General features: G+C 37.3%; 21 protein-coding genes. 6 read left to right on the top strand and 15 right to left on the bottom strand.

What is annotated here, in order from left to right; all coding sequences use genetic code 11:
- Positions 1 to 195: 195 nt before the first annotated feature.
- Positions 196 to 660, bottom strand: a complete 465-nt coding sequence (locus tag AC3Z9T_RS11425; RefSeq protein WP_490126241.1) for a threonine/serine exporter — start codon at positions 658 to 660, stop codon at positions 196 to 198.
- Positions 657 to 1,466 carry a threonine/serine exporter family protein gene (locus AC3Z9T_RS11420; protein ID WP_490126240.1) on the bottom strand — a complete coding sequence of 270 codons (810 nt, stop codon included), beginning with the start codon at positions 1,464 to 1,466 and terminating at the stop codon, positions 657 to 659. The genes AC3Z9T_RS11425 and AC3Z9T_RS11420 overlap by 4 nt, the downstream gene beginning before the upstream one ends.
- Positions 1,467 to 1,673: 207 nt before the next feature.
- Here AC3Z9T_RS11420 and AC3Z9T_RS11415 point away from each other — a divergent pair, with 207 nt between their 5' ends.
- Positions 1,674 to 2,303, top strand: a complete 630-nt coding sequence (locus AC3Z9T_RS11415; protein WP_490126239.1) for a TetR/AcrR family transcriptional regulator — start codon at positions 1,674 to 1,676, stop codon at positions 2,301 to 2,303.
- Positions 2,304 to 2,305: 2 nt separating this feature from the next.
- On the opposite strand, the gene AC3Z9T_RS11410 is transcribed toward AC3Z9T_RS11415, so the two are convergent.
- Positions 2,306 to 2,716 (bottom strand): hypothetical protein, encoded by a 411-nt coding sequence (locus AC3Z9T_RS11410; protein ID WP_490126238.1) that lies wholly within the window; start codon positions 2,714 to 2,716, stop codon positions 2,306 to 2,308.
- A gap of 253 nt (positions 2,717 to 2,969) precedes the next feature.
- Between AC3Z9T_RS11410 and AC3Z9T_RS11405 the strand changes: the two genes are divergently transcribed.
- Positions 2,970 to 3,263 carry a DUF5339 family protein gene (locus tag AC3Z9T_RS11405; RefSeq protein WP_490126237.1) on the top strand — a complete coding sequence of 98 codons (294 nt, stop codon included), beginning with the start codon at positions 2,970 to 2,972 and terminating at the stop codon, positions 3,261 to 3,263.
- Between the two features lie 228 nt (positions 3,264 to 3,491).
- Here AC3Z9T_RS11405 and AC3Z9T_RS11400 read toward each other — a convergent pair whose 3' ends face one another.
- The 10 genes from AC3Z9T_RS11400 to AC3Z9T_RS11355 all read right to left on the bottom strand — a co-directional run bounded on the left by AC3Z9T_RS11400 (position 3,492) and on the right by AC3Z9T_RS11355 (position 12,078).
- Positions 3,492 to 3,929, bottom strand: a complete 438-nt coding sequence (locus AC3Z9T_RS11400; protein WP_490126236.1) for a universal stress protein — start codon at positions 3,927 to 3,929, stop codon at positions 3,492 to 3,494.
- Positions 3,930 to 4,047: 118 nt separating this feature from the next.
- Positions 4,048 to 4,386: a hypothetical protein gene (locus tag AC3Z9T_RS11395; protein ID WP_490126235.1), complete on the bottom strand. Its 339-nt coding sequence runs from the start codon at positions 4,384 to 4,386 to the stop codon at positions 4,048 to 4,050.
- Between the two features lie 175 nt (positions 4,387 to 4,561).
- The gene (locus tag AC3Z9T_RS11390) at positions 4,562 to 4,990 is read right to left on the bottom strand and encodes a universal stress protein (protein WP_490126234.1); all 429 of its coding nucleotides are present in this window, start codon (positions 4,988 to 4,990) and stop codon (positions 4,562 to 4,564) included.
- A 123-nt stretch (positions 4,991 to 5,113) separates the two neighbouring features.
- Positions 5,114 to 5,551, bottom strand: a complete 438-nt coding sequence (locus AC3Z9T_RS11385; RefSeq protein ID WP_490126233.1) for a VOC family protein — start codon at positions 5,549 to 5,551, stop codon at positions 5,114 to 5,116.
- 15 nt (positions 5,552 to 5,566) lie between these two features.
- On the bottom strand, positions 5,567 to 6,475 hold the full coding sequence (locus AC3Z9T_RS11380) for a Gfo/Idh/MocA family protein (RefSeq protein ID WP_490126232.1): 909 nt from the start codon (positions 6,473 to 6,475) through the stop codon (positions 5,567 to 5,569).
- A gap of 366 nt (positions 6,476 to 6,841) precedes the next feature.
- On the bottom strand, positions 6,842 to 7,621 hold the full coding sequence (locus AC3Z9T_RS11375; RefSeq protein ID WP_490126231.1) for a YaeF family permuted papain-like enzyme: 780 nt from the start codon (positions 7,619 to 7,621) through the stop codon (positions 6,842 to 6,844).
- Between the two features lie 403 nt (positions 7,622 to 8,024).
- Complete coding sequence (gene sra, locus AC3Z9T_RS11370; RefSeq protein ID WP_490126230.1) at positions 8,025 to 8,249, bottom strand: stationary-phase-induced ribosome-associated protein; 225 nt, start codon at positions 8,247 to 8,249, stop codon at positions 8,025 to 8,027.
- A 238-nt stretch (positions 8,250 to 8,487) separates the two neighbouring features.
- Positions 8,488 to 9,507 (bottom strand): ABC transporter permease, encoded by a 1,020-nt coding sequence (locus AC3Z9T_RS11365; protein ID WP_490126229.1) that lies wholly within the window; start codon positions 9,505 to 9,507, stop codon positions 8,488 to 8,490.
- Positions 9,508 to 9,518: 11 nt separating this feature from the next.
- Entirely contained in the window at positions 9,519 to 11,075 is a 1,557-nt protein-coding gene (locus AC3Z9T_RS11360; protein ID WP_490126228.1) for a sugar ABC transporter ATP-binding protein, read from the bottom strand.
- Positions 11,076 to 11,154: 79 nt separating this feature from the next.
- Positions 11,155 to 12,078 carry a substrate-binding domain-containing protein gene (locus tag AC3Z9T_RS11355; protein ID WP_490126283.1) on the bottom strand — a complete coding sequence of 308 codons (924 nt, stop codon included), beginning with the start codon at positions 12,076 to 12,078 and terminating at the stop codon, positions 11,155 to 11,157.
- Between the two features lie 452 nt (positions 12,079 to 12,530).
- Here AC3Z9T_RS11355 and AC3Z9T_RS11350 point away from each other — a divergent pair, with 452 nt between their 5' ends.
- The 4 genes from AC3Z9T_RS11350 to ttcA all read left to right on the top strand — a co-directional run bounded on the left by AC3Z9T_RS11350 (position 12,531) and on the right by ttcA (position 18,531).
- On the top strand, positions 12,531 to 15,800 hold the full coding sequence (locus tag AC3Z9T_RS11350) for a M66 family metalloprotease (RefSeq protein WP_490126227.1): 3,270 nt from the start codon (positions 12,531 to 12,533) through the stop codon (positions 15,798 to 15,800).
- A 193-nt stretch (positions 15,801 to 15,993) separates the two neighbouring features.
- Positions 15,994 to 16,698 carry an aspartate/glutamate racemase family protein gene (locus AC3Z9T_RS11345; protein WP_490126226.1) on the top strand — a complete coding sequence of 235 codons (705 nt, stop codon included), beginning with the start codon at positions 15,994 to 15,996 and terminating at the stop codon, positions 16,696 to 16,698.
- A gap of 381 nt (positions 16,699 to 17,079) precedes the next feature.
- Entirely contained in the window at positions 17,080 to 17,328 is a 249-nt protein-coding gene (locus tag AC3Z9T_RS11340) for a helix-turn-helix domain-containing protein (protein WP_490126225.1), read from the top strand.
- 288 nt (positions 17,329 to 17,616) lie between these two features.
- The gene (gene ttcA / locus AC3Z9T_RS11335) at positions 17,617 to 18,531 is read left to right on the top strand and encodes a tRNA 2-thiocytidine(32) synthetase TtcA (protein WP_490126224.1); all 915 of its coding nucleotides are present in this window, start codon (positions 17,617 to 17,619) and stop codon (positions 18,529 to 18,531) included.
- Positions 18,532 to 18,773: 242 nt separating this feature from the next.
- Here the strand turns inward: ttcA and zntB are convergent, their stop codons facing one another.
- Together zntB and AC3Z9T_RS11325 are read right to left on the bottom strand one after the other, a co-directional pair.
- Entirely contained in the window at positions 18,774 to 19,757 is a 984-nt protein-coding gene (zntB, locus tag AC3Z9T_RS11330) for a zinc transporter ZntB (RefSeq protein WP_490126223.1), read from the bottom strand.
- Between the two features lie 300 nt (positions 19,758 to 20,057).
- Complete coding sequence (locus AC3Z9T_RS11325) at positions 20,058 to 21,680, bottom strand: peptide ABC transporter substrate-binding protein (RefSeq protein WP_490126222.1); 1,623 nt, start codon at positions 21,678 to 21,680, stop codon at positions 20,058 to 20,060.
- Positions 21,681 to 22,002: the final 322 nt, after the last annotated feature.

Here is a 22,002-nt window from a genome sequence, read left to right as displayed (position 1 = left end):
AACAGCCTATTTATCACCAATACGTACTCTTCAATCCACCATGATGGCATGTTAAAGCAATCCTATAATGATGAAAATTTTAATTAATCACAGTTCTTGTTTACTAATTAATCGAATAACTTATGGCATTGCCTAATTAAATAGCTATATATCGTTTAAGGTCAGTTATTAATAATTATCCACAGATTAACCTCATTATACACTTGGCCGTTTACGATATAGCCATAACCCAGGCAGAGATAAACCAATGGATAATGCACCCACAATAAACGATGCTCTTAAGAAATTAGTGACTAAGGTTTCAAATAGCTCAGGGGTGTATCCTAGATGAGAAATTTTCACTACTGATATCATCGCTACATAAGCACTGATCCCTGGAAACATAGGGATTACAGCGGCTACTGTAAAGACTTTTGGATGAGCCAACCATGATCTTGACCACTGAATACCTATCGCTCCAACAAGGATCGCAGCAATAAAGCTCGCCCATTCAATATTTAAACCTAATGTCATCATCGTCATACGCGAGCCATGGCCTATTGCACCGAGTAAAGCACAATATTTTAATGCCTTAACTGGTACATTAAATACCATCGCAAAGCCAACAGCTGGAATTGCTGCTAGAAACATATCCTCTAAGAGAGCCAATAAAAAATTCATGCCCACTCCCTTAAATTCCAAACAGCCATCGCAATTACAACGCCAATACAGGTTGCTAATGTTAATAAACTTGCCATTGTCCAACGCGCAAGACCGGTATTGACATGCCCTTTAAACATATCCGCAACCGCATTAATTAAAGGGAAACCTGGAACCAACAGCAATACACTCGCAGCCATTGAAATACTGGCTGTGGGTGCAAAATAAGGGAGTTTCAATAGCAAACCGGAAACTGACGTTGCAACAAATGCCGTAATACAAAAGTTGATCAATGGGTTCATTTGCCGAGATGTAAGCACTTGCCGGATATACATCGCGCAACCGCTCGCGATAAAAGTCACTAAGGAACCATCCCAACCACCACCATTGAGTTTACTAAAGCAGGCGCAAGATAAAGCCACCATCAAAACCATCATCCAACGTGGATAGCGCAACGGTTTTATTGAAGACAGTTTTTTCTGTAATTGCTTACGATCTAATAAATGATGTTCAACTAAAATAACAGCATGTTGTACTTCAGTCACAACATGCATATTAATACCGCGATCAATAATTCTTCGGGTTGATGTCAGACAATGTCCATTAATAATCGTTGTTAAGACTAATGAGTTCGAAGAGATTGCACTATCAACTTGATCTGCTCCCAGAGCAATGCCTAAGCGAGTTGTGAGTTGCTCCACCAACATACTTTCTGCACCATGCTGCAACAATAGCAGACCACATTCAATGCATAGACGCGTAATTTCTCTTTGGCTGTTTGAAATAGCATTATTATCATGCTCCTCATCAATCGCGCACTCTTTCATCAATCGCCCCCTTTTCACTAAAACAGCAATCATTCAGATAATAGTTCAAACGTGATAATATTTATCGACATCATAGAGAAAAATAATAGTCTGGATCATGATCTCTTGCAGGTTAAGCATGATTAATCATCATCTACATTGTCTTTCATGATAATCATTAGTTAGAATTAATCATTAAATAAATCATAATGCTAGGAACAATATTGCATGAATACCCCAATTCAGGCCAAAACGCCTAAAGGACAACGCCGCAATAAAGCATTAATCACTGCGGCCTCTGAGATTTTCATTCAATATGGTTTTGAAGGAACAACGCTGGATATGATTATTGAACGTGCAGGCGGATCACGCTCCACCTTGTATAAAAATTTTGGTGATAAAGAAGGGTTATTTGCTGCCGTTATTGAAACCATGATTGACGATATATTCAGTGACCATGAAACCACCCCACCGACACCTCAAACCATCGAGTCTGTTTTATCTTTTTATGGCGCTAGATTTTTACTGAATGTAATTAAGCCGCAATCCATCGGCTTATATCGTCTGATCCTCGGTGAATATAATCGTTTTCCAGAGATCAGTCAGGCCTTTTTTGAACAAGGCCCTGTACGTAGTTATCGTTTATTAACAGAAAAACTTCTTGAGTTACCTGAAGTGAACATTAATGAAAAAACATTACTCAGTATCTCATCACGTTTCTTAGAAATGCTAAAAGCAGATGTCTTTATTACCACCTTCTGTGTTGCCGATTTCCAACCTAGTGATGAATTTATTACTCAACAAATTTCGCTTTCTGTAGATATTATTGCCAGCTATATTCGCCAAATTAGTCGGTAAATTTATTTAGTCACTAAAGCCGTTGCTCGTTGTTTTGCGGCGGCAATATCGCTCTCGACAAACACCTCAGGCCCGTACAGATTAGAAAGTAAAGGCGCCATTTCTTCCATTTCTGTTTTATCACTGCCGTTAGGCTGCAATGTAATCAACATAGCGCGGCAATGCTCTATCATTGGTTCTCTCGCATGTTTCAACCAGCGACGAACATATTTCATTGATTCCATATGTTCTGCTGTTGGTTTACCTTTTGGCTTTTTTACTGGAGGATAAATTAGGGCAAATTTCAATCTTCTTGCCAATAGTAAATCCATTTCCTCTAACCATTGACGTGTTTCATCCATTGTTTCAGGGAACGAATTGATCACACAAACAGGCCATTCAACCGTATTAATAATGGTTTTATGCGGCATCATGATATTTCCTCTCGATTAAAAGTGTACTTAAATGTACACTTTTAATCACCATAAGGTCAATAATGATTCTCATTTATATTTAGGTGTTTTGTGCTATTCATTTATGTTGTAAAAAGACGATAAAGTGAGCAGATAAATCCTAATGTGTAGAAAAAAATCCGCACTGTAGAAAATATGCTTACTGTGGGTGGTGTCTTTTTTAATATGGAATGCTATTCTCGCACTATTGTTACGTCAAAAAAGCGAATAAATTATGAAAAAATTACTGCCGATTGTTTTAGGGATGGTTGTTACATTAACTGCATTTGGCGCAAATGCAGGAAAAAATTGTGATACATATTTTCAAGAAATGAATGGACTTGTTAAACAAGCAGAAGAACAATATAAAAGCGAGCCTGATGTTAAAGAGCGCATCGCTGAAATGAAACAACAATTAGCCGACGCTAAAAAAGCATTAGCTGATTACCCAGAAGATGCGCAAGAGCAAGCTTGTGAACAAGGTATTCAAGCAATCCAAAAAGCGAAAGAAGCTGTTGAAGGTAAATAACCGCCTCTCCTGTCTATCTCACCTTATTTTGCTTAATTCAAAATTCAAGCCATAAGGTCAGTGATACACTGACCTTACTTATACTCGTCTTACTTCAAGTTGCAGCGCTTTTCGTTAAGGTATAAGTGACTGTGCTCACTCGCGCCAGTCACATACTTATGTACGCTCCTAGCGGCTCATTCACTTGTCGCCTAGCTGCACCTCAAATTATTTAGAGCATATATTTTATTATCTCACCACCAGCACAGAAATTTTCGCGTACGAAACAATACCTGACGCATTTGAACCTAATAAATGGGTCGTAATACTTGGGTTACGAGAACCAATCACAATGAGGTCTGCACCAATTTCCTCTGCTTCAGACAATACTTTATCTCGAGGTGAACCAAACGCGACTTTGTAGGTAATATCTTCATGCGGGTAATCAATCTTGGCAATAATTTCTTTTAGCTGCTCTTCTGAACGTTCAACCGCTTTTTTGGCAAAGGAAGATAAAAGATCATAATGGTAGCTGTAGCTCATCGAAAATCTTGACACATCGGGTACTGAGTGAAAAAGATGTATTTTTGCTCCTGATGCTTTAGCCAAATAAATAGCATGTTTCAACGCTTTATCGGTCAAAACATCTTCAGAAATATCGACAGGAACCAAAATTTTATTATACATATAATACCCCCATTAACATGTAAGCGTGCTTATTTCCTAAAGTATAGTCTCAATAAAATCAAACTGCTGTGAACTATATGACGATTTGTTAAAGCTAGTTCACAATTTCATCAAAATACTAATCTTCTTCTAAATGCCATTTATGCAAAATGCGATGGATAAACGGTGTCACAATTAAGCCAATGCTAATGATAAATACACTCTGCAAAAATAAGCCATAAATAGCGATAAAAAAACGCCCACCTTGGGTTATGGGTGCAGGTTCTATTTCTTGGCCACTTAACATGGATAATGCATTGAGCATCGACTCCGTCAAAGAGTGCCCTTCAATAAAATAGAAACCAATCATGCCCGGTAATAATCCAAGAAAAAAAACCAATAGCGCCAAGCAATAAAAACGCAGTACCCTTAGTATAAAGTGCTCAATGCGGATCACTTCTTTTGAAAATTTCTCCATAAATAAGCTCACTTTCCCTTATGAAATAAAGTTCAATACGCTGAACTATAACATTCAATAGCTTAAATAGGTTGAAATAAAAGAAAACAAAAAAACAATCGTAAAAAGACTATTTTGATTTGATAATTCAGTATTTAAAAACCTATCTGAAAGACAGATAGGTTGATTTAGACTGTTAACGCACCACTAATACAGAGGTTTCAGCGTAGCGAACAATACCTGCTGCTGTTGAGCCTAAAAGGTGGGTAGTGATATTTGGGCGGCGTGAACCAATCACAATAATATCAGCGTTAATCTCTTTTGCGGTATTAATCACTTCATCACGAGGTGAGCCAAATGTAATTGTGTAGTTCACATCAGAAAGCGGCAAATCAATAGAATCCACTAACATTTTCATATCTTCCTCAGCTTTTACTGTTGCGCGGTCTTTGATTTCCATATATCCCAACGCATAAGCATTAATAATTGCAGAAGAAATAGGCAGTACATGGATTAAATGCAGTTTTGCCCCTGATTGTTTAGCTAAATTAACTGCATGACGAACAGCTTTGCTGGTCAGTTCATCTTCAGTTAAATCTATAGGAACCAAAATTGTTTTATACATAACCCCTCCTGATAGAAAATAGAATTATTTTGAGCATAAGTTAATAGAAGAATTATATACGGTTATGTAAAAATATCTCGCCAACAAACAAATAAATGAGATCTCTCACAATAAAATTTCTAACTATTCCCTTAACCAAGGTGTAATTGTTAAACCAACCAACATACCTTCGGGGCTCAATAAACGAGTGACAGTTTGCCCCCAAGGCTCCATACGCTGATTAATCAACAAAGAGTAACCTTTGTCGACAAAGTTTTGGGTAGCCTTAGATAAATTTGCGACCTCAAATTCAATCCAACTTTGAGGAATGCAGTACTGTTCCGGCCAATGATCTTGCTGAAAACAAGATAGAGCCGCTTGAGAAAGCGGCCATAATGCAAAATGATTAACACCACCTAATTGTTCCTCTTCACAGGTCAAATAGCCGCTATTCCCTTCCATCTCTTTCAAAGGCAAACCAAGTGTCGTTTGGTAAAAATCGCGACTCTCCAGCAAGTCTCGTGTTATTGGACCAAAGCCAGCCACAAATAAAACTTCTGTATCTTCAGCAGCATTAATCATATTGCCTACCTTTATTTAAGCCAAAAACTTCTCAATTAATTGTTGTGCATAAATAGCTTGTTCGCCACAAATATCAGGCTCGGTTTGATGACTCACCGATTCAATAAAATGACGGATCGCACCATCAAAGCCTCTTTGGACTAAAATAGAATCCCAACTTGATGGCTGCTTTTGTTTTATTCCTAATTGGTCTTCACTTAGCCACTGATTCATATTTGTTACTTGGTAAATTCCACCATCACAGGTTGCAATAACCTGTTCTTGTTGGCTCCCTGCTCGCCGATGCATCGATGTCGTCACCCAACAGTCATTGACTAACAAGTGGTGCTCCGCATAAAACAATTCCTGTTTTTCGGTAGCAATAATACTGCCACTTTGTATTTTTGCCTGACCACCCGCCAACCACACCGCCGTATCAACCACATGCAAATAATCATCTAGTAATGTAAAACGTACATCGTTTGGCCCTACACTGTTGCTACGATGTTTTTCCATACGCAATGATGCAACCTGATTGAGCTCGTGTTTGAGTGCTTGATAAAAAGGTGAAAAACGGCGATTAAAGCCTACCATTAATGACAGTTTTTGTTTTTTGGCGAAATCAATCAGTTGCTCTGATTGAGAAAGTGTTTCAGCGAGTGGCTTATCAACATATACATGCACCCCTGCTGATAATAACGTATGAATAACCTCAAAATGACTCGACGTACTGCTATGCACAAAGATCGCATCACATTGTGATGCTAATTGTTTAAGATCAGAATATAAAGGGATCCGGTAACTATCACATACCACTTTTGCTTTGATTTGGTTAGGGGAAAAAGCACCAACCAATTGCCAACTTTCAGTTTTACTTAATACTGGCAAATACGCTTTTTGCGCAATCGAACCTAGCCCCACAATACCAATTCGTAGTTTTCCCATTAAAGACTGGCTCCTATATGATGAATTTAGAAGAAAATGTTGGTAATTATAGCCAAGCCCCCACTTTAAAAACCGGTTATTTGGCGCCAAATGTTATCTTAGCAAGATGATAAAATAGCATTCAACCAATTGAATTTGTAGATGTTACTTATATAGAGTGTACTTATTCGATTAAAATTACCATTAACTGATAAAAAAGGGTTGATTTATTAAATGAGAATGGTTATCTTTTACCTAACGAATACCTGAGTAATTTACTCAAGTTTTCGTTAACGACATTGCTCACATTGCTTCCAGTTTTAGCAGGCCAACCACTTTGAGTTGGCCTTTTTTTTATCTCTAATCCCAACCTATTGATAAAAAATATTATTTTTTTCGAATTGCGCTCGAGAAACTCCACGATTTCAAATGCCCCACATAGCTCAACCGATGAGTAGGCATAAATGTTGGTACATCATCGGTTCGCATATGCAGGATATCCGCAGGAGTGATCCAAGCTGAGTTTCCTTCAAACAATGGCATACCTGCATATTTATAGGCATCTAAGACAAACTGTGAACAAAAAAAGCCATTTGCTTGGTCAACATCACTACCGAGTTGCACGCTAGCCAATGTTTTCAAGCAAAAGTTACGTATGGCTTGTCCAATTAAAGGTAACTCACAGACACGCTTAGTCAGCATCCAAGGGGCAATCATTACGATGCCTTTATAGTTATACTTACCACCATCATTCTGTACAGAAAATTCACGTAATTTATTCGCATGCATCGATGTTAAACCGGATTGGCGTAACACTACCATATTGTTTGAATCTGAAATCGCTTGATCGAGTGGAATAATTCTTACCCCACTACCAACAGATTCAGCCACCTCTCCTGCACCTAAATATATTGAGGCATGGCTAACGCCACTAATACTAAATAATCGGATACCCCATGAATTAAGCCCTGTAGCAGAAGATAATAAGATATCTCCGGGTAGCATATCGGATACTGCCAATACCTCAACTGACTCTTTAATCGGTATCGTGTTTGCTTGCTGGATACTAAATTTTAATCTATTACTTTCTTCATCCTTTTTGAAGCCCGTTGAACAACCCGTAACAACCATCAGACATAAACATAAAATCAAACATTTGAAATTCATTAGCAGGGATCCCTACCCAATTTTTATTTTTATAAAAAAACACTGTAACCAAGTTACTAGCGTTTCTTTCATCGGAAATATCTCAATATTGTGCTTGATTTGTAGAAAAGCCACTAGCTATCTCTGTCACAAATTAGCAACACTCTTAGTTACAGCCGATGGATGAATATCTTCAAAAAATAGTTTTGAATTGAGATAAAAAACAGAAATGACTTTTAGGTAGGTTAAATAATTTAAGATGAAAATAAATTAGCATTTTACTGTGTTTTCTAAAGAATTAAAAATACAGCTAGGTACAAAATAAATAAAGCCACCATAGACCTTAACGAAAAATACTGCAACTTGAAGTATGACTCGTATATGCCCTCCAGTCATACTGACTAAAGGGCAAACTCACATTCAATTAACTAATAACGTATTCAGGATAGAAAACTGTAGTTGAATGATATGTTTTCTTTTCTGTCGCTTTATTTTTTAGTGCAGCAACAACTGATTTATTTTTTAAATCATCGGGTAATTCTGACGAGGCATTTTCTTTTGCCACAATCGATACACGTAGATTTTTCTTAGAACGGCTCAACTTATAAGGCATACCTAACAAGCGACGTGCTGCATTATTACTTACCATTTTATCGACTCCTAAACTAAGTATTTTAATTCAACAATAGGCTGAACATCAAAAATATAGCCAGTGTGACCACATGGATTATTTTCTTTTCATCTAAAGAAAATAACGATAATAGTATAGCAGCAATAAAAAATAATTAAACCATCAAACTAATTACCACATAAAACAATTATAATATATATTATATGAAAAAACACCTTCCTATAAAAAGAAGGTGTTGATACAAAAATTCACTATTTTAATGTGCACCACGACGGTTTTTAGCATAAGTATCAAATGCAACGGCTAAGATAATAATCAACCCAGTGATTATTTGCTGATAATAAGCTGAAACATTCATTAAGACTAATCCATTAATTAATATACCCATAATAATTGAGCCAATGATCGTTCCACCAATACGCCCATATCCTCCCATCAGTGATGTTCCACCAATAACAACAGAGGCAATCACGCGTAGCTCAAATGTCATACCAGCAACTGCTTCAGCACTTCCTAAACGTGCACTTAGCACAAATCCAGCCAAGCCAGCTAAGCAGCCAATCACAACATAAACGCTTACCAACACTCGTTTTACGTTGACCCCAGCTAATCGAGCTGCTTCCTGATTACTTCCGACCGCGTACACAAAGCGTCCCCAACGACTTTTATGTAATGCAAAATAGCCAATCAGGGCAACAATAGCAAAAATCCAAATCGGGACAGAAATCCCCAGTAACTCGCCACGACCCCACCAACGATAGCCTGCATCAAAACCAGAAATAGGTGCGCCATCATTAATCACTAACGTCAATCCACGCCAAATGGTCATACCACCTAAAGTCACAATGAAAGGGGGTATATTCAAACGAGTGATGCCAAGTCCTTGTAGGAAACCAATACCTGTACCGACTGCTAGACAAATTGCGAGACCAACGAGCCAGCTCATTCCACCCCATGCATTTGCATCTAAACCAACTAGATTGTCGCCTTTAATAATAAAGGCCGCCGTCATAGCGCTAACTGCAAGTATTGAACCAACAGATAAATCGATCCCTGCGGTCAAGATAACCAATGTCATCCCAACCGCCATAATTCCATAAATTGAAACTTCGGTTAAAATATTGGTCACATTACGTTCTGTCAGAAAATTACTATTTTGTGTTTGGAAAAATAACACCAATAACACCATAAAAATTAACACGCCAAAACGCTCAAAAAATGCAATAAAATCAATTTTATTACGGCCAGCTGCCGTAGAAGATTGTTGTTGTAGCATATAAACCTCTCTTACACGGCAGTTTCGATGGTTGAGTTTTGATGGCAAATTGCCATCATCATCATTAGTTTTTCCTCGGTGGCATCATCGCCTAAAATTTCGCCGGTCAGGCGCCCTTCACTTAAGGTAATGATCCGATCTGAAATCGCCATAACTTCAGGTAAATCAGAGGAGATAACAATAACGGCAACGCCTTTTTTAGCCATTTCAAAAATAACTTGATGTACTTCAGATTTAGTTCCTACATCAATACCTCGTGTAGGTTCATCAACAATCAACACTTTAGGGTTCATCGCCATGCAGCGTGCAAGGATCACCTTTTGTTGATTGCCTCCTGATAACTTACGCACTTCCTGTTCACTACTTGCCATTTTGATTTGCAAGGCTTGCTTATAACTTTCGATTAATGTGTTTTCTTTATTGGTATCCACCATCCATCCCATTTTTAACAGCTGAGATAAAGCCGATAGAGACAAGTTATAACGAATTGATAACCCTAAAGCCGCCCCTTCTTTTTTGCGATCTTCAGGAACGAGTGCAATCCCTTTATCTAGGGCATTCATCGGTGTTGTTGGTTGGTAAGGTTGGCCATCAAGGGTAAATTCCCCCGATGTATATTTGTCAGCACCAAATAAACAACGAGCAACTTCCGTCCTCCCTGCTCCCATTAGCCCCGCAATACCTAAAATTTCCCCTTCGTGAACATCAAAATTGATATCATGCAATGCAATACCATGTGGGTCGAGCGGTGGTTTTTCTTTATATAAATGTTTAATCGATAAACGAATAGGCTTATCGCGATGATACGTTTCACTTGCAGGGCGTCGTTCAAAAATAACGTTGCGACCAACCATCATACGAATGATTTCCTGTACCGATGTATCAGCAACATTCCCTGAGCCTGTATATCGTCCGTCTTGAAATACCGTAAATTTGTCACAAATTTGGAAAACTTCATGCAAACGGTGAGTGACATAAATAACGCTAACTCCACGTTTTTTTAATTCTCGAACAACACGATGTAAGCTTTCTACCTCAACATCGCTTAATGCCGCTGAAGGTTCATCCATTACAATTAATTTAGCATTCAGTGTTAATGCTCTAGCAATTTCAATCATTTGCTGTTGTGCAACACTCAAACGTGCGACTTGTGTTGTAGGCGAAATAGCAAGCTGTAAATAGTCAAGAATGGCTTTTGCTTCTTGATTAAGCACCTTTTCATTAACCATCCAATGCATTTTCAGCGCTTCACGCCCTAAAAACATATTTTCAGCCACAGTCATATTGGGCAGTAGATTAAACTCTTGATAAATCGTAATGATCCCTTTTTGTTGACGAATAACAGGGGAATCAGTCACTGAAAGCATCTCACCATTAAACCAAATATCACCACTAGTTTGCGGTTGAGCACCCGCTAAAGCCTTTAAAAACGTTGATTTACCGGCACCATTTTCCCCCAATAAAGCATGTACCTCCCCCGGCATTACCGTCATTTGGGCTTGACTCAATGCCCAGATCCCTGAAAAGCTTTTCGCTAAATTTGTAATTTTAAGTAGTGGCTCTGACATAAAAACTCCTTTTCAGGAAAACAGAGGTGTTGCTAATAAAGAGGAATAACAGCGCATTTATCCCTCTTTAGCCCTGAAATTATTTCAATTCACCAATACGCTCTGCTTGATCGAGGTTGTCTTTACTAATAATGGTGGGAGCATAATCTGCACCTGTGATTTCTTTCTTATCACGAATATTATCCACCAGTTGCCCCATTGCTGTTTTTACTGCATAACCCGCACGTTGATCAGCAGTGACTGCCATCCACCCTTCTTTAATACGACCTAAAGCTTCGGGGCCTGCATCAAAACCAGTCACTAACACTTCACCCGGTTTGAAGCCTTGCGCACTCAGCGCTTCAATAGCACCAAGAGCCATGTCATCGTTAGCAGATAAAATTACATCAGGTTTCTTAGGTAATGAAGGCAGTAAACTTTCTGTGATGCGCATTCCTTCTGCTCGCATCCAGTTACCATTTTGATCAGCAACTAAACGGTACTTGCTGCCACCTTCTTTTAAGCTATCTCTAATACCTTTGGTGCGTTCAATATTTGAAGATGAGCCTGGTTGCCCTGTAATTAAAATAAGATCAGCGCCATCAGGAAATTGCTGTTTAACATACTCAGCAATGGCATAACCCCCTTTGTAATTATTTGCCCCAAAGTGTGGTACAGGCTTCTGCGCGTTAATGGTTCTATCGAGTGTCACTACCGGTAATCCTGCATTCTGAATTTCAACAACCGCGTCAGCAATTGCATTGACGTCATTTGGTGAGACAATAAAACCTTGAGCTCCACGAGTAATTGCATTTTCAATATCGGCAACCTGCTTAGGCGAACTGCCTTGACCATCTAAAACTTGAATATTGACATCAAGCTCTTTAGCTGTTTTTACAGCAGATTTTTGCATATGAACTTCAAATGGGCTTGCCAATGTAGGTGGACTAAAAACGATTTGTTCGTTTTTAGCCATCGCATGAGTTGTTAGCCCAAGAACTGCAACCAGCGCGGTTAATTTCATGATTTTCTTCATTTTGCCCTTCCCACTGATCATAAATGTGTGTTGTGTCGACCTTTCGCCAATCTCTTAACAAGGCGATAACATAGATATACATCAATGAAACATATATTCCAAATTTTGTTATATGAAAATTTTATTTTTGTTGTACTGATAACGAAATCAGGGGAAAAGCACTCAAAAAGTGTTAGGTTGGTCACGAATTTCTTATAGTAAATAAATGTTAAAGGCTAAAGGATCACTAAAGCTAACGTGGGTTTTTCATATGCAGGATCATTTGAAATTTCAATTTCATTCTTCATATTAATTAAAAAGATAGTAATTCACTTTTAAATTGAAAAATTAAGATTAACTGTTAAATAAATTACTTATTATTAATTTTATTTTCTATATCATGTTTTCGAGTCAATTGGATTGGCCAATTAACCATAATTTAAACAATAAAAAGGATTTATATGCTAATTTGTTCAATCGGTATTTTTCAAAATCAACCAACCGATATTCAACATAACCTTGTAGATAATAATCTAAAAACCCTAAGTGCGCCAGAAAATGACACAATGGAAAACCACTCAACTTTGAATATTGATAACGATAAAAAATACTATAATTCATTATTATTAGAATATAAAAAACGAGTGGGGAAAACATATTATTTTAATGAAAACAACCATCCAAGTGATACTGATGGTGATCTTAAAGGAAATGTATTTTTTGCTCAGAGTACTATCATTCCTGCGCACAATCACATTGAGGGCGATGTTCATCCTCATCTTGTTTCCGAACGAAAAACGCTGGTTATTTTCAAACCGCACGAGCAAATTAAACAGAATGAAAATATAGGACTAAAAATTTATAATAATAGCAATGAAATATATTCAACTGAACTTCTACCGCCGTCAAAACTCCCTCAGATTGCAGGTGAGGAATATGACTTTATTACTCTAACACCTGATGAATTTTCAATACCAGAGACTTTTGATCTGCACATAGACTCGCCTGAAAAACTTGTTCCATTAGTTAATAATTTATCTGCACTAAACAGCGCACTTAGTGAAAATAGAATAATAAAATTAGATGTGTATCCAGAAAGCTCTCCTATTGAGTTATCATTAGATGCATTAGAAAATCACCCGAATAGAAAAATCATCTTGACTCTTATGGATGATGTTAATGTAAAAATAAAGCGTAACCATAAATTCATTCAATTACCTATCCACCAATCTTTTGTGGTGGTTAGTGATGCTCAAGGTCATTGGCACACACGTGAAGAGGCACGCCTATCTCATCACTATAAGCAAGTACTAGATAACAATGATAAGCAATCACTAGATAACAATTATAAAAAGGAAATACCAGAAACCTTCGATCTAACGATTGATACTAACCAAGGTATCAGAGAAATATCTAATGATAAAAATAGATTTCATGACTTAATTAAGCAGAACAATTCAATTAAAATTTCTATGTGGGATGGCTGCTGGGCAAGAGATTTCTATCTTCCTAAAGGAACACAATATGCCAATAAGAGAATACTTTTTACATCTGAAGCCACCTTTCACAGCAATATTAGAGATGATGAGCATGGAGCCAATATTTTCAGCGGAGATAAAAAATTATTTACCAGCAATAAAAATGGAAATTGGGTAATAGGAGAGTATATCATTGAAGAAAGTATCAACGAATCTCCTATTGAAAGAACTATTGATTTTTCAATACCTGAAAAATTTGATATCAAATTAAACACTAATACAGAAATATTAAAAGTATCAAGAGACATTGATTACCTAAACCAAATGCTCATTGAAAATGATAACATTCATATAGCAACTCATAATGCTAATTGGGGACATATATTCACATTAGAGACAAACCCTAAATTGGCAAATAAAAAGATCTACTTTTCCTCTGAGGCGGATTTTACCAGTCATATACGCTATGGTGATAATAGTATCAGTCTGAAAACTAATGAAAGTAAATTGTTTGTCGCTGATGCGTTTGGTTTTTGGAGAACATATGAAGATGAACCTTTAATTTCTAAGTTTCAAGAAACGATACAATATATTGAAAATGGTTGGTCTATTACCGTTCCTAAAGAATATATAAAACCAAAAATAAAATTTAAATTTTCAAATAACAACAAGCAAGGTTTATTGTCTGATATTAAAGTTGGCGCACCAAATAAATTATTAATTAATACCATTGATGTGGGAGTACTCACTCCTCCAAGAGGGATTTTTACATTTAATAGCAGCCCAGAAATTCATCGTCAATATTTTCAGAATATTCCAGTCAATGAATTAACTGTAGCACAATATAAACCTATTCATTTTAAGCAAGTGATGTTACCAACAGGAGAATGGCTAACAGATAAAGCGCCTGGTAAGGGTGATGGGCATACTGGTATACTTAGATATTATATTGGAGATATATTAGTTTCTAATGGGATCAACCATGCTAACTTTGGACATAATTCAAGTTCACCTCAATATAATGCATTCAATCCTTATGGACAAGTGACTATTCATACCTCTATTGGTAATTATCAGGAGAATGGCGTTCAAGTTCATGGATGGTCAGCATGGCCGAAAATGGCCGTTGCAACGTTATCCAATAATATTGGTAATGAAGTAAGCCATGAATTAGGCCATGTATTTGGATTGAATGATTATCATGGGGGCTTTATCGGAGGAATACATTCTTCTGCGAATAACCCTAATTCAACTTGGGGTATAGATATAGATAATAATTTTTTCATTCCAAATTTCAGAAAAGAAAAAGAAAGTCAAATAGTTAAGTTAGGGAAAAAAGCAAATGAAACTGAAGTAGCTCCCCCTTACCTAGAACACGCCATGAACAAAGATGCGATGTCTGGTGGTTCACCTTACAATCCTGAATACAATAACTTTACTTTACATACACCTTCGTCACTCGCTATCATCCAAAAAAACTTTGAAAGTGGTGTAGCATTTTACGCTGACTCGACTACAGGGTATAAAAAATGGAACGATAAGACCCAAAAAATGGAAGACTATGCGCTCCCTTTGGATGAAAACACTATTTCACTGAATGTAGATTTACATGATCACACCGATATTACTACAGATGAGATGAATACTTTCTTTGATAGATCTAATCTCATTAAAATAAATAGTTACAATGGACATTACACACCTAATATTTATGTCCCCGATGCAAATGGAAATAATAAAGAAAAAATCATTAAAATCACTCGAAATTCACACTTACAAATGAATTTACATATAAATGGCAATACAAGTCAGCTTAGGTTTGGGGAAAATATATATTTCAAATCTAATGGGGAAAATTGGGAGGAACTATCAGACTTCGTATATAGTAAAAAACCTGAGATGCAGAATGTTCCAGTGGTAACCCTTGTTGGCTATTATGATCCTCAGAATAAACTCAATGGATTTATCGCTCCTGCTTTAGAATGTTCTAATGGTATGGCTTATCAATCAGATGCTATCAACAAAAAAGGAACGTTTTTGCGAGTCACACTTGTTGATGGTGAAACAAAAAATTATCAGCTCCATAATAAGCGTATAGTTGGTGATAAAATGAATAAGTTCCATATAAATATTGCACGTAGTTTATCACCTGTAAAATCAGAACTATTTATCGATGGAAAGCTGATCTTATCTAAAAGAATTGAGCTCAGTGATGAAACCTACTTCACTTCAGTAAATGGAGTAAAACAGTAATACATAATAGCTCCTAGTGTTAATTAGGAGCTACTCTACTCAACATAATTCGAGGTGCAGCTAGGCGACAAGTGAAGATAGATGGGGCTCATAGATAAGCACGGTGACTCAGCTAGCTAAGCGTCGTCAACAACGCTGCAACTTGAAGTATGACGAGTATATCCTTTAAATAACCACAATTAAGGAACATAACATGAAGACAATCGGCTTAATCGGAGGTATGAGTTGGGAATCAACTCTACTTTATTACAAGCAACTCAATGAAGGTATTAAGCAACAGCTAGGTGGCCTACACTCAGCTAAAATTGCATTGTATAGTGTCGATTTCGCCGAAATCGAACATTTACAAGCAACAGGTCAATGGCAACTTGCAGGACAGCTACTTGCTCAAGCAGGTAAAAATGTGGAACAAGCCGGCGCTGATTTTATCGTTCTTTGTACTAACACAATGCACAAAGTTGCCGAACAAATAGAAAATAATACCAACATACCGTTATTACACATTGCGGATGCCACGGGTGAACATATTGTTGCCGCAGGGATAAAAACAATTGGCTTACTCGGTACTGCTTTTACGATGGAACAACCTTTTTATAAACAGCGCCTTCAAGAAAAGTATAATCTGTCAGTGGTCACGCCTACAGATGAAGACAGGAAAGTTATTCATGATATTATTTATCAAGAGCTTTGCTTAGGAAAAATTAATCATCAATCAAAAAAACAATATCAAAGAGTTATGACATCATTGATAGAACAAGGTGCTGAAGGGATTATTCTAGGATGTACTGAAATTACGTTGCTTGTTGATCAGCACGATACCTCCGTACCTATATTTGATACAACGGCATTACATGCAAACAAAGCCGTTGAGTTAGCTTTAAATAAAAAATCGGGGTGAGGCGCTGAGTCCTTTTTTATATAACGACTTGAGCGTTTTTATCGTGTATTTAGATGGGCTAATATAATAAACATAGCCCTTTCAATTGATATTTCACCAACTCCCAATTAAGATTTTCATTATTTGAGTACATTTGCTTACTTTTGTTTAAAGATATAAAATCGAAAGATTATGTAAATATTTCTAGTTTTAATATCTGTAAATATCTAAATTAGATATTTTTTAAGTTAACTTGTCACTATTTTTATTATTTAATGAAATTAAATTTCTTTTATATTCATTATCAATTTAAATCGGCCCTATTTACCAGAAAATGACTATTGAATTACCTATTTTATATCTGATAATAGTTATTAAATACTATGATTGGAATAAACACTCATGAAATCATCAAAATCTAGAGGTATCTCTTTAGGTAAATACATTAAGCAGTTACGTACTTCCCGACATATTTCGACAATGACCATGGCCGCTACATTAAAAATATCTGAGAGTAACTATATTCAATACGAATCAGGCACCCTCTCTATTTATGTTGAACACCTAGTGATTATTGCTAGCGTCCTTGATGTTGATATCCGTTATTTACTAGAAGCATTTGAAAACCCTAAAAAAGATACTTGGATTTAAGTAAATTAACACGTATCAGTATGTTTCAGAATAGAAAGCTCATTATTTTTATGCCTAGTTTTGTCAACTATGATGCATGTTTCTCAGCAAAAAAATGCACCGACTACCGTTAACCGTATCAAAAGGCACCATCCTTCTGTTATCATGGGCTCCTTTTTGATATTTTGCTGTAAGTTTGCGCACGTTAATTTAGTAGCTCCGAGAGCTATCATGAGTGAGTGCAAGCGCTATAAAATCAATTTATCATCAAGTTAACTTATCATCAGCAACGGTACAGAACAGTAGAAAATGAACGCACAGAAAGAGCAATATAACTTTAATAAGTTACAAAAAAGATTACGCCGCGATGTAGGGCAAGCTATTGCCGATTTCAACATGATTGAAGACGGTGATCGTATTATGGTGTGCTTGTCTGGTGGTAAAGACAGTTATACCCTGCTTTCTATTTTGCAAAGCTTGCAAAAAAGTGCGCCTATCTCTTTCTCTCTGATTGCCGTCAATTTAGATCAAAAACAACCCGGTTTCCCTGAACATATTCTTCCTGAGTACCTTGATGAACTTGGGGTTGAATATAAAATTGTTGAAGAAAACACTTATGGGATTGTTAAAGAAAAAATTCCTGAAGGGAAAACGACTTGCTCACTGTGCTCCCGCCTGCGCCGTGGCATTTTATATCGCACTGCGACAGAGCTAGGAGCAACTAAAATTGCGTTAGGCCATCACCGCGACGATATATTGCAAACGTTATTCCTAAACATGTTTTATGGCGGAAAATTAAAAGGAATGCCTCCAAAACTGATGAGTGATGATGGCAAACACATTGTTATCCGCCCTCTCGCTTATTGTCGTGAAAAAGATATCGAACGCTATTCACAAGCAAAAGAGTTCCCAATTATTCCTTGTAACCTTTGTGGCTCACAGCCGAACTTACAACGTCAAGTGATCAAAGATTTATTGCGCGATTGGGATAAACGCTACCCTGGGCGTATTGAAACTATGTTTAGAGCAACTCAAAATGTTGTACCGTCACACTTATGTGATACTGAACTGTTTGATTTTAAAAATGTCTCTCATGGCAGTGAAGTGATTAATGGTGGTGACCTTGCGTTTGATCGTGAAGATTTACCTACTCAAGTTGAAATTGATGAAGACGACAGACCTGAATTTACTGCCGAACGTTTAAAGATTGTCGAAGTGAAATAAGTATGTTGCCATCTACGGATGGCCTATTTGAATAGCAAAAAAAAGCCGATGTCATATATACATCGGCATTACAGTGGTCAATTATTCTGTATAAGAACTCAATATGAGAAAAACTACAATTATGGAGCACAACGTTCATCGCTCAACGTTGCATTCACCTGCGGTAATAATAGTGCCCTAAAACGGCATAGCTTTTATTGATTTACCTCAAAATAGGTAAGGTTAGCCGCAATAACTTATCTTTAAAGCCAACGACTGCGCCTCAACCACCAAAAAACCGTACCAATCAATGCGGCAAGTAAAAAACAAAATACACTGAAAGCAAATCGGAATTCATTACCGGGGATCCCCCCTAAATTGACGCCAAATAGCCCAGTTAAAAATGTGGTTGGTAAAAAAATCATAGCAAGTAATGACATGGTATAAATACGACGATTCATCATTTCAGTCATCATATTAGTAATTTCATCAGACATAATCGCAGTTCGTGAAACAAAACCGTCTAGATCTTCAATACAGCGCCCTAAACGGTCAGAAATTTCCTGTAAGCGCCTTCTGTCAGTTTCATCAAGCCACAACAGTTTTTCTGTTGTCATACGTGCAAGCATATCCCGTTGCGGCGCCATATAGCGACGAATAACAATGATCTGTTTGCGCAGTAAAGCCAATTCTCCACGTTCAGGAATTTCGCCGTTTAAAATAAAATCTTCCATTTCAATCAAACGTTCATGCAGCGTGTCCGTGAAATCACTAATTTCATCTGTGATCGCATCAGCGACTTCCACTAGCCAATCACCTGTACTTTCGGCCCCAACACCTTCTTGCAAATCAGTTATCACCGTATCAAGCGAATTTACTTTTCTGTGGCGACTTGAAATAATGATACGCCCATTAATAAACACTCTGAATGCAACTAATTGTTCTGGGCGTTGGCCTGCATTGGTGTTTAACGTTTGTAAAGTGAGTAAAACGCCATCCCCAACTCGTAAGATTCGCCAACGCCCTGCATGGCCACAAAGTGCCGATTTGACCTGTTCACTAAATAACTCTGAACCTTCAATCCATTTTTCACTATCTCGATTTTTATAATCATAATGTAGCCAAAATGGGTTTTGTTGTGTCGCACTCGCATTAACATCGATAGGGGCGAAACCACCATCTCCATTTAATTGAAATGCATGTACAGGGTTTGAGCTCTGAAATAATGAACCATAAATCAGTGCCATGCAGCGGTCTCCTTCCATTAAAATATGTATTAGCTATAGCATAGAGGGAATGTAAAAGAAATATCAAGAAAATGATGGCATATTAAGAATTGTGTACTACCCGCTTTTAAAAAATACTATCGCCATTTTAGTTAAACAACGGCACGCTGTTTGCCACAAACGAACAATAAATTAACATTCATTTGCACTAACATCGCTCAGGTAGTGTTTATTCCTTTTTTGGTCCTCCTTCTGACTCTCCAGCAGAAGGAGTTTTTTCGTTGTTACAGCAATTAAATATAGCCTATTGAATCTATAGAATTAATGTGCAGTAATATAAAAGCTGTGGCTATAAGCAACATCTTCTGGGTTTTCAATTGGATAACCCTTTAACCATGGTTTAATTAATCGTGCATTGGTATATTGATAAATAGGTGCAATCGGCGCTTCTTGTGCAATAATAGCTTCAGCTTGGTTATAATAACGATTTCGTAAGTCTGCATTCGTTTCAATGCTCGCAGATGCCATCACTTCATCGTAACGCTTACTATTAAACTTTGGAATATTGCCATTATGCTGTGAAGTCAACAGCGATAAAAACGTCGATGGCTCATTAAAATCACCAATCCATGATGCCCTGATCACATCAAAATTACCGGTATTACGGCTATCAATATAGGTTTTCCATTCCTGATTAACTAATTTGACTTCGACACCCAGTTTTTTCTTCCACATTGAAGCAACAGCAATAGCAATTTTTTGATGATTTTCCGAGCTATTATACAGTAACACCAACTCTAATGGCTTATTAGGACCATATCCTGCCGCTTGTAGTAATACTTTGGCCTGTTCATCCAGCTCTTTTTGTGTGTAATGTTCATAAATCCCTTTTTGCGGTTTAAATCCATCCGTGACATCAGGGGTAAAGTGGTTAGCTGGTTTTTCACCTGTACCCAACACTTTTTTGGCGATTAATTGACGATCAATGGTCATAGATAGCGCTTTACGCACACGTGCATCATTAGTTGGTGCCCTTTGCGTGTTAAACGCATAATAATAGGTGCCCAACTGATCTGGTGTGAAAACTTCATTTGGAATATCAGACAGTAATTTTTGATAACGCTGTTTCGGGAAAGATTCAGTAATATCCAAATCACCCGCTAGATAACGATTTGTCGCGTGCGATTCTTGGTTAATCGGCACAAACGTCACTTTCGTGATCACTGTATTGGCATGATCCCAATAATATGGGTTTGGCGTGAGCACAATTTTTTCGTTAACGACCCTATCAGAAAGGCTAAACGCCCCATTTCCGACCAAATTACCGACTTTTATCCAATCTGCACCATGCTTTTCAATCGTTTTAGCATGTACAGGAAATAAACTAAAATTTGCCGTTAGCGAAGGAAAATAAGGAACAGGTTTATCTAACACCACCTTAAGAGTCTGTTGATCAACCGCTTCAACACCGAGTTGGTCTGCAGGTAGTTTGCCATCAATAATTTGTTGTGCGTTATTGATCCCTGCTAACGCGCCAAACCATGCAAATGGTGATGTATTCCCTGGATTAACCAATCGGCGCCAACTATACACAAAATCTTCTGCGGTAACAGGCTCACCATTTGACCAACGTGCATCTGGACGTAACTTGAAAACCCATGTTTTATTATCTGTACTACTCCAACTTTGAGCAACTCCTGCGATTGGATGTCCGTGATTGTCTTGATTAACCAAGCCTTCAAACAAATCACGCATTACCTGAGCTTCGGTTAAACCAACCGATTTTATTGGGTCTAATGACGCAGGTTCATCTTTTAGATGACGGGTGACCTCTTGATTTGCTGCAAGCACCGTACCGGCTGGAACTACCGCAGAGATAGCTGGGGCTGCGGTAAACATCGCTGTGAAAATAATCGCTAAAGATGAAAGTGAGTATTTATGCATTTTTGGATTCTGTCTTATTAGCAAAAAAGTTAGCTAAGCATCTTGTCACTGAGACAAAAATAAACTCAACAATTATAAAGATATTTTAAACAATCAAATATCTCAGCCGGAGGCTTTAAGTGCCATATTACGCCTAGAAGCCTTTTAAGCATCATATTCGTTCATTAAGAAAAAATCTATACAGCAGCATATTGATATCACTTGCAGGTTTATATTATCTAATTTGTGTTGATTAGCACCATATCAGATACAGAGAATCCAATTTGTGCAATGAATAATTTCTTTAATACATTATTGGCAAATATTAATCAAACAGTAAAAA

This window comes from Providencia sp. 6390, assembly GCF_058148425.1.
The sequence above is the reverse complement of the archived record's forward strand: the minus strand, read 5'-3'. Positions and strand labels throughout refer to the sequence as shown.

Coding starts and splice junctions, on each gene's coding strand:
- AC3Z9T_RS11415 (WP_490126239.1), top strand. CDS start 1,674: ATGAATACCCCAATTCAGGCCAAAACGCCTAAAGGACAACGCCGCAAT.
- AC3Z9T_RS11410 (WP_490126238.1), bottom strand. CDS start 2,716: ATGATGCCGCATAAAACCATTATTAATACGGTTGAATGGCCTGTTTGT.
- AC3Z9T_RS11375 (WP_490126231.1), bottom strand. CDS start 7,621: ATGAATTTCAAATGTTTGATTTTATGTTTATGTCTGATGGTTGTTACG.
- AC3Z9T_RS11325 (WP_490126222.1), bottom strand. CDS start 21,680: ATGCATAAATACTCACTTTCATCTTTAGCGATTATTTTCACAGCGATG.
- AC3Z9T_RS11420 (WP_490126240.1), bottom strand. CDS start 1,466: ATGAAAGAGTGCGCGATTGATGAGGAGCATGATAATAATGCTATTTCA.
- AC3Z9T_RS11380 (WP_490126232.1), bottom strand. CDS start 6,475: ATGGGAAAACTACGAATTGGTATTGTGGGGCTAGGTTCGATTGCGCAA.
- AC3Z9T_RS11395 (WP_490126235.1), bottom strand. CDS start 4,386: ATGGAGAAATTTTCAAAAGAAGTGATCCGCATTGAGCACTTTATACTA.
- sra (WP_490126230.1), bottom strand. CDS start 8,249: ATGGTAAGTAATAATGCAGCACGTCGCTTGTTAGGTATGCCTTATAAG.
- AC3Z9T_RS11385 (WP_490126233.1), bottom strand. CDS start 5,551: ATGATTAATGCTGCTGAAGATACAGAAGTTTTATTTGTGGCTGGCTTT.
- AC3Z9T_RS11400 (WP_490126236.1), bottom strand. CDS start 3,929: ATGTATAATAAAATTTTGGTTCCTGTCGATATTTCTGAAGATGTTTTG.
- AC3Z9T_RS11345 (WP_490126226.1), top strand. CDS start 15,994: ATGAAGACAATCGGCTTAATCGGAGGTATGAGTTGGGAATCAACTCTA.
- AC3Z9T_RS11350 (WP_490126227.1), top strand. CDS start 12,531: ATGCTAATTTGTTCAATCGGTATTTTTCAAAATCAACCAACCGATATT.
- ttcA (WP_490126224.1), top strand. CDS start 17,617: ATGAACGCACAGAAAGAGCAATATAACTTTAATAAGTTACAAAAAAGA.
- zntB (WP_490126223.1), bottom strand. CDS start 19,757: ATGGCACTGATTTATGGTTCATTATTTCAGAGCTCAAACCCTGTACAT.
- AC3Z9T_RS11355 (WP_490126283.1), bottom strand. CDS start 12,078: ATGAAATTAACCGCGCTGGTTGCAGTTCTTGGGCTAACAACTCATGCG.
- AC3Z9T_RS11390 (WP_490126234.1), bottom strand. CDS start 4,990: ATGTATAAAACAATTTTGGTTCCTATAGATTTAACTGAAGATGAACTG.
- AC3Z9T_RS11405 (WP_490126237.1), top strand. CDS start 2,970: ATGAAAAAATTACTGCCGATTGTTTTAGGGATGGTTGTTACATTAACT.
- AC3Z9T_RS11360 (WP_490126228.1), bottom strand. CDS start 11,075: ATGTCAGAGCCACTACTTAAAATTACAAATTTAGCGAAAAGCTTTTCA.
- AC3Z9T_RS11340 (WP_490126225.1), top strand. CDS start 17,080: ATGAAATCATCAAAATCTAGAGGTATCTCTTTAGGTAAATACATTAAG.
- AC3Z9T_RS11425 (WP_490126241.1), bottom strand. CDS start 660: ATGAATTTTTTATTGGCTCTCTTAGAGGATATGTTTCTAGCAGCAATT.
- AC3Z9T_RS11365 (WP_490126229.1), bottom strand. CDS start 9,507: ATGCTACAACAACAATCTTCTACGGCAGCTGGCCGTAATAAAATTGAT.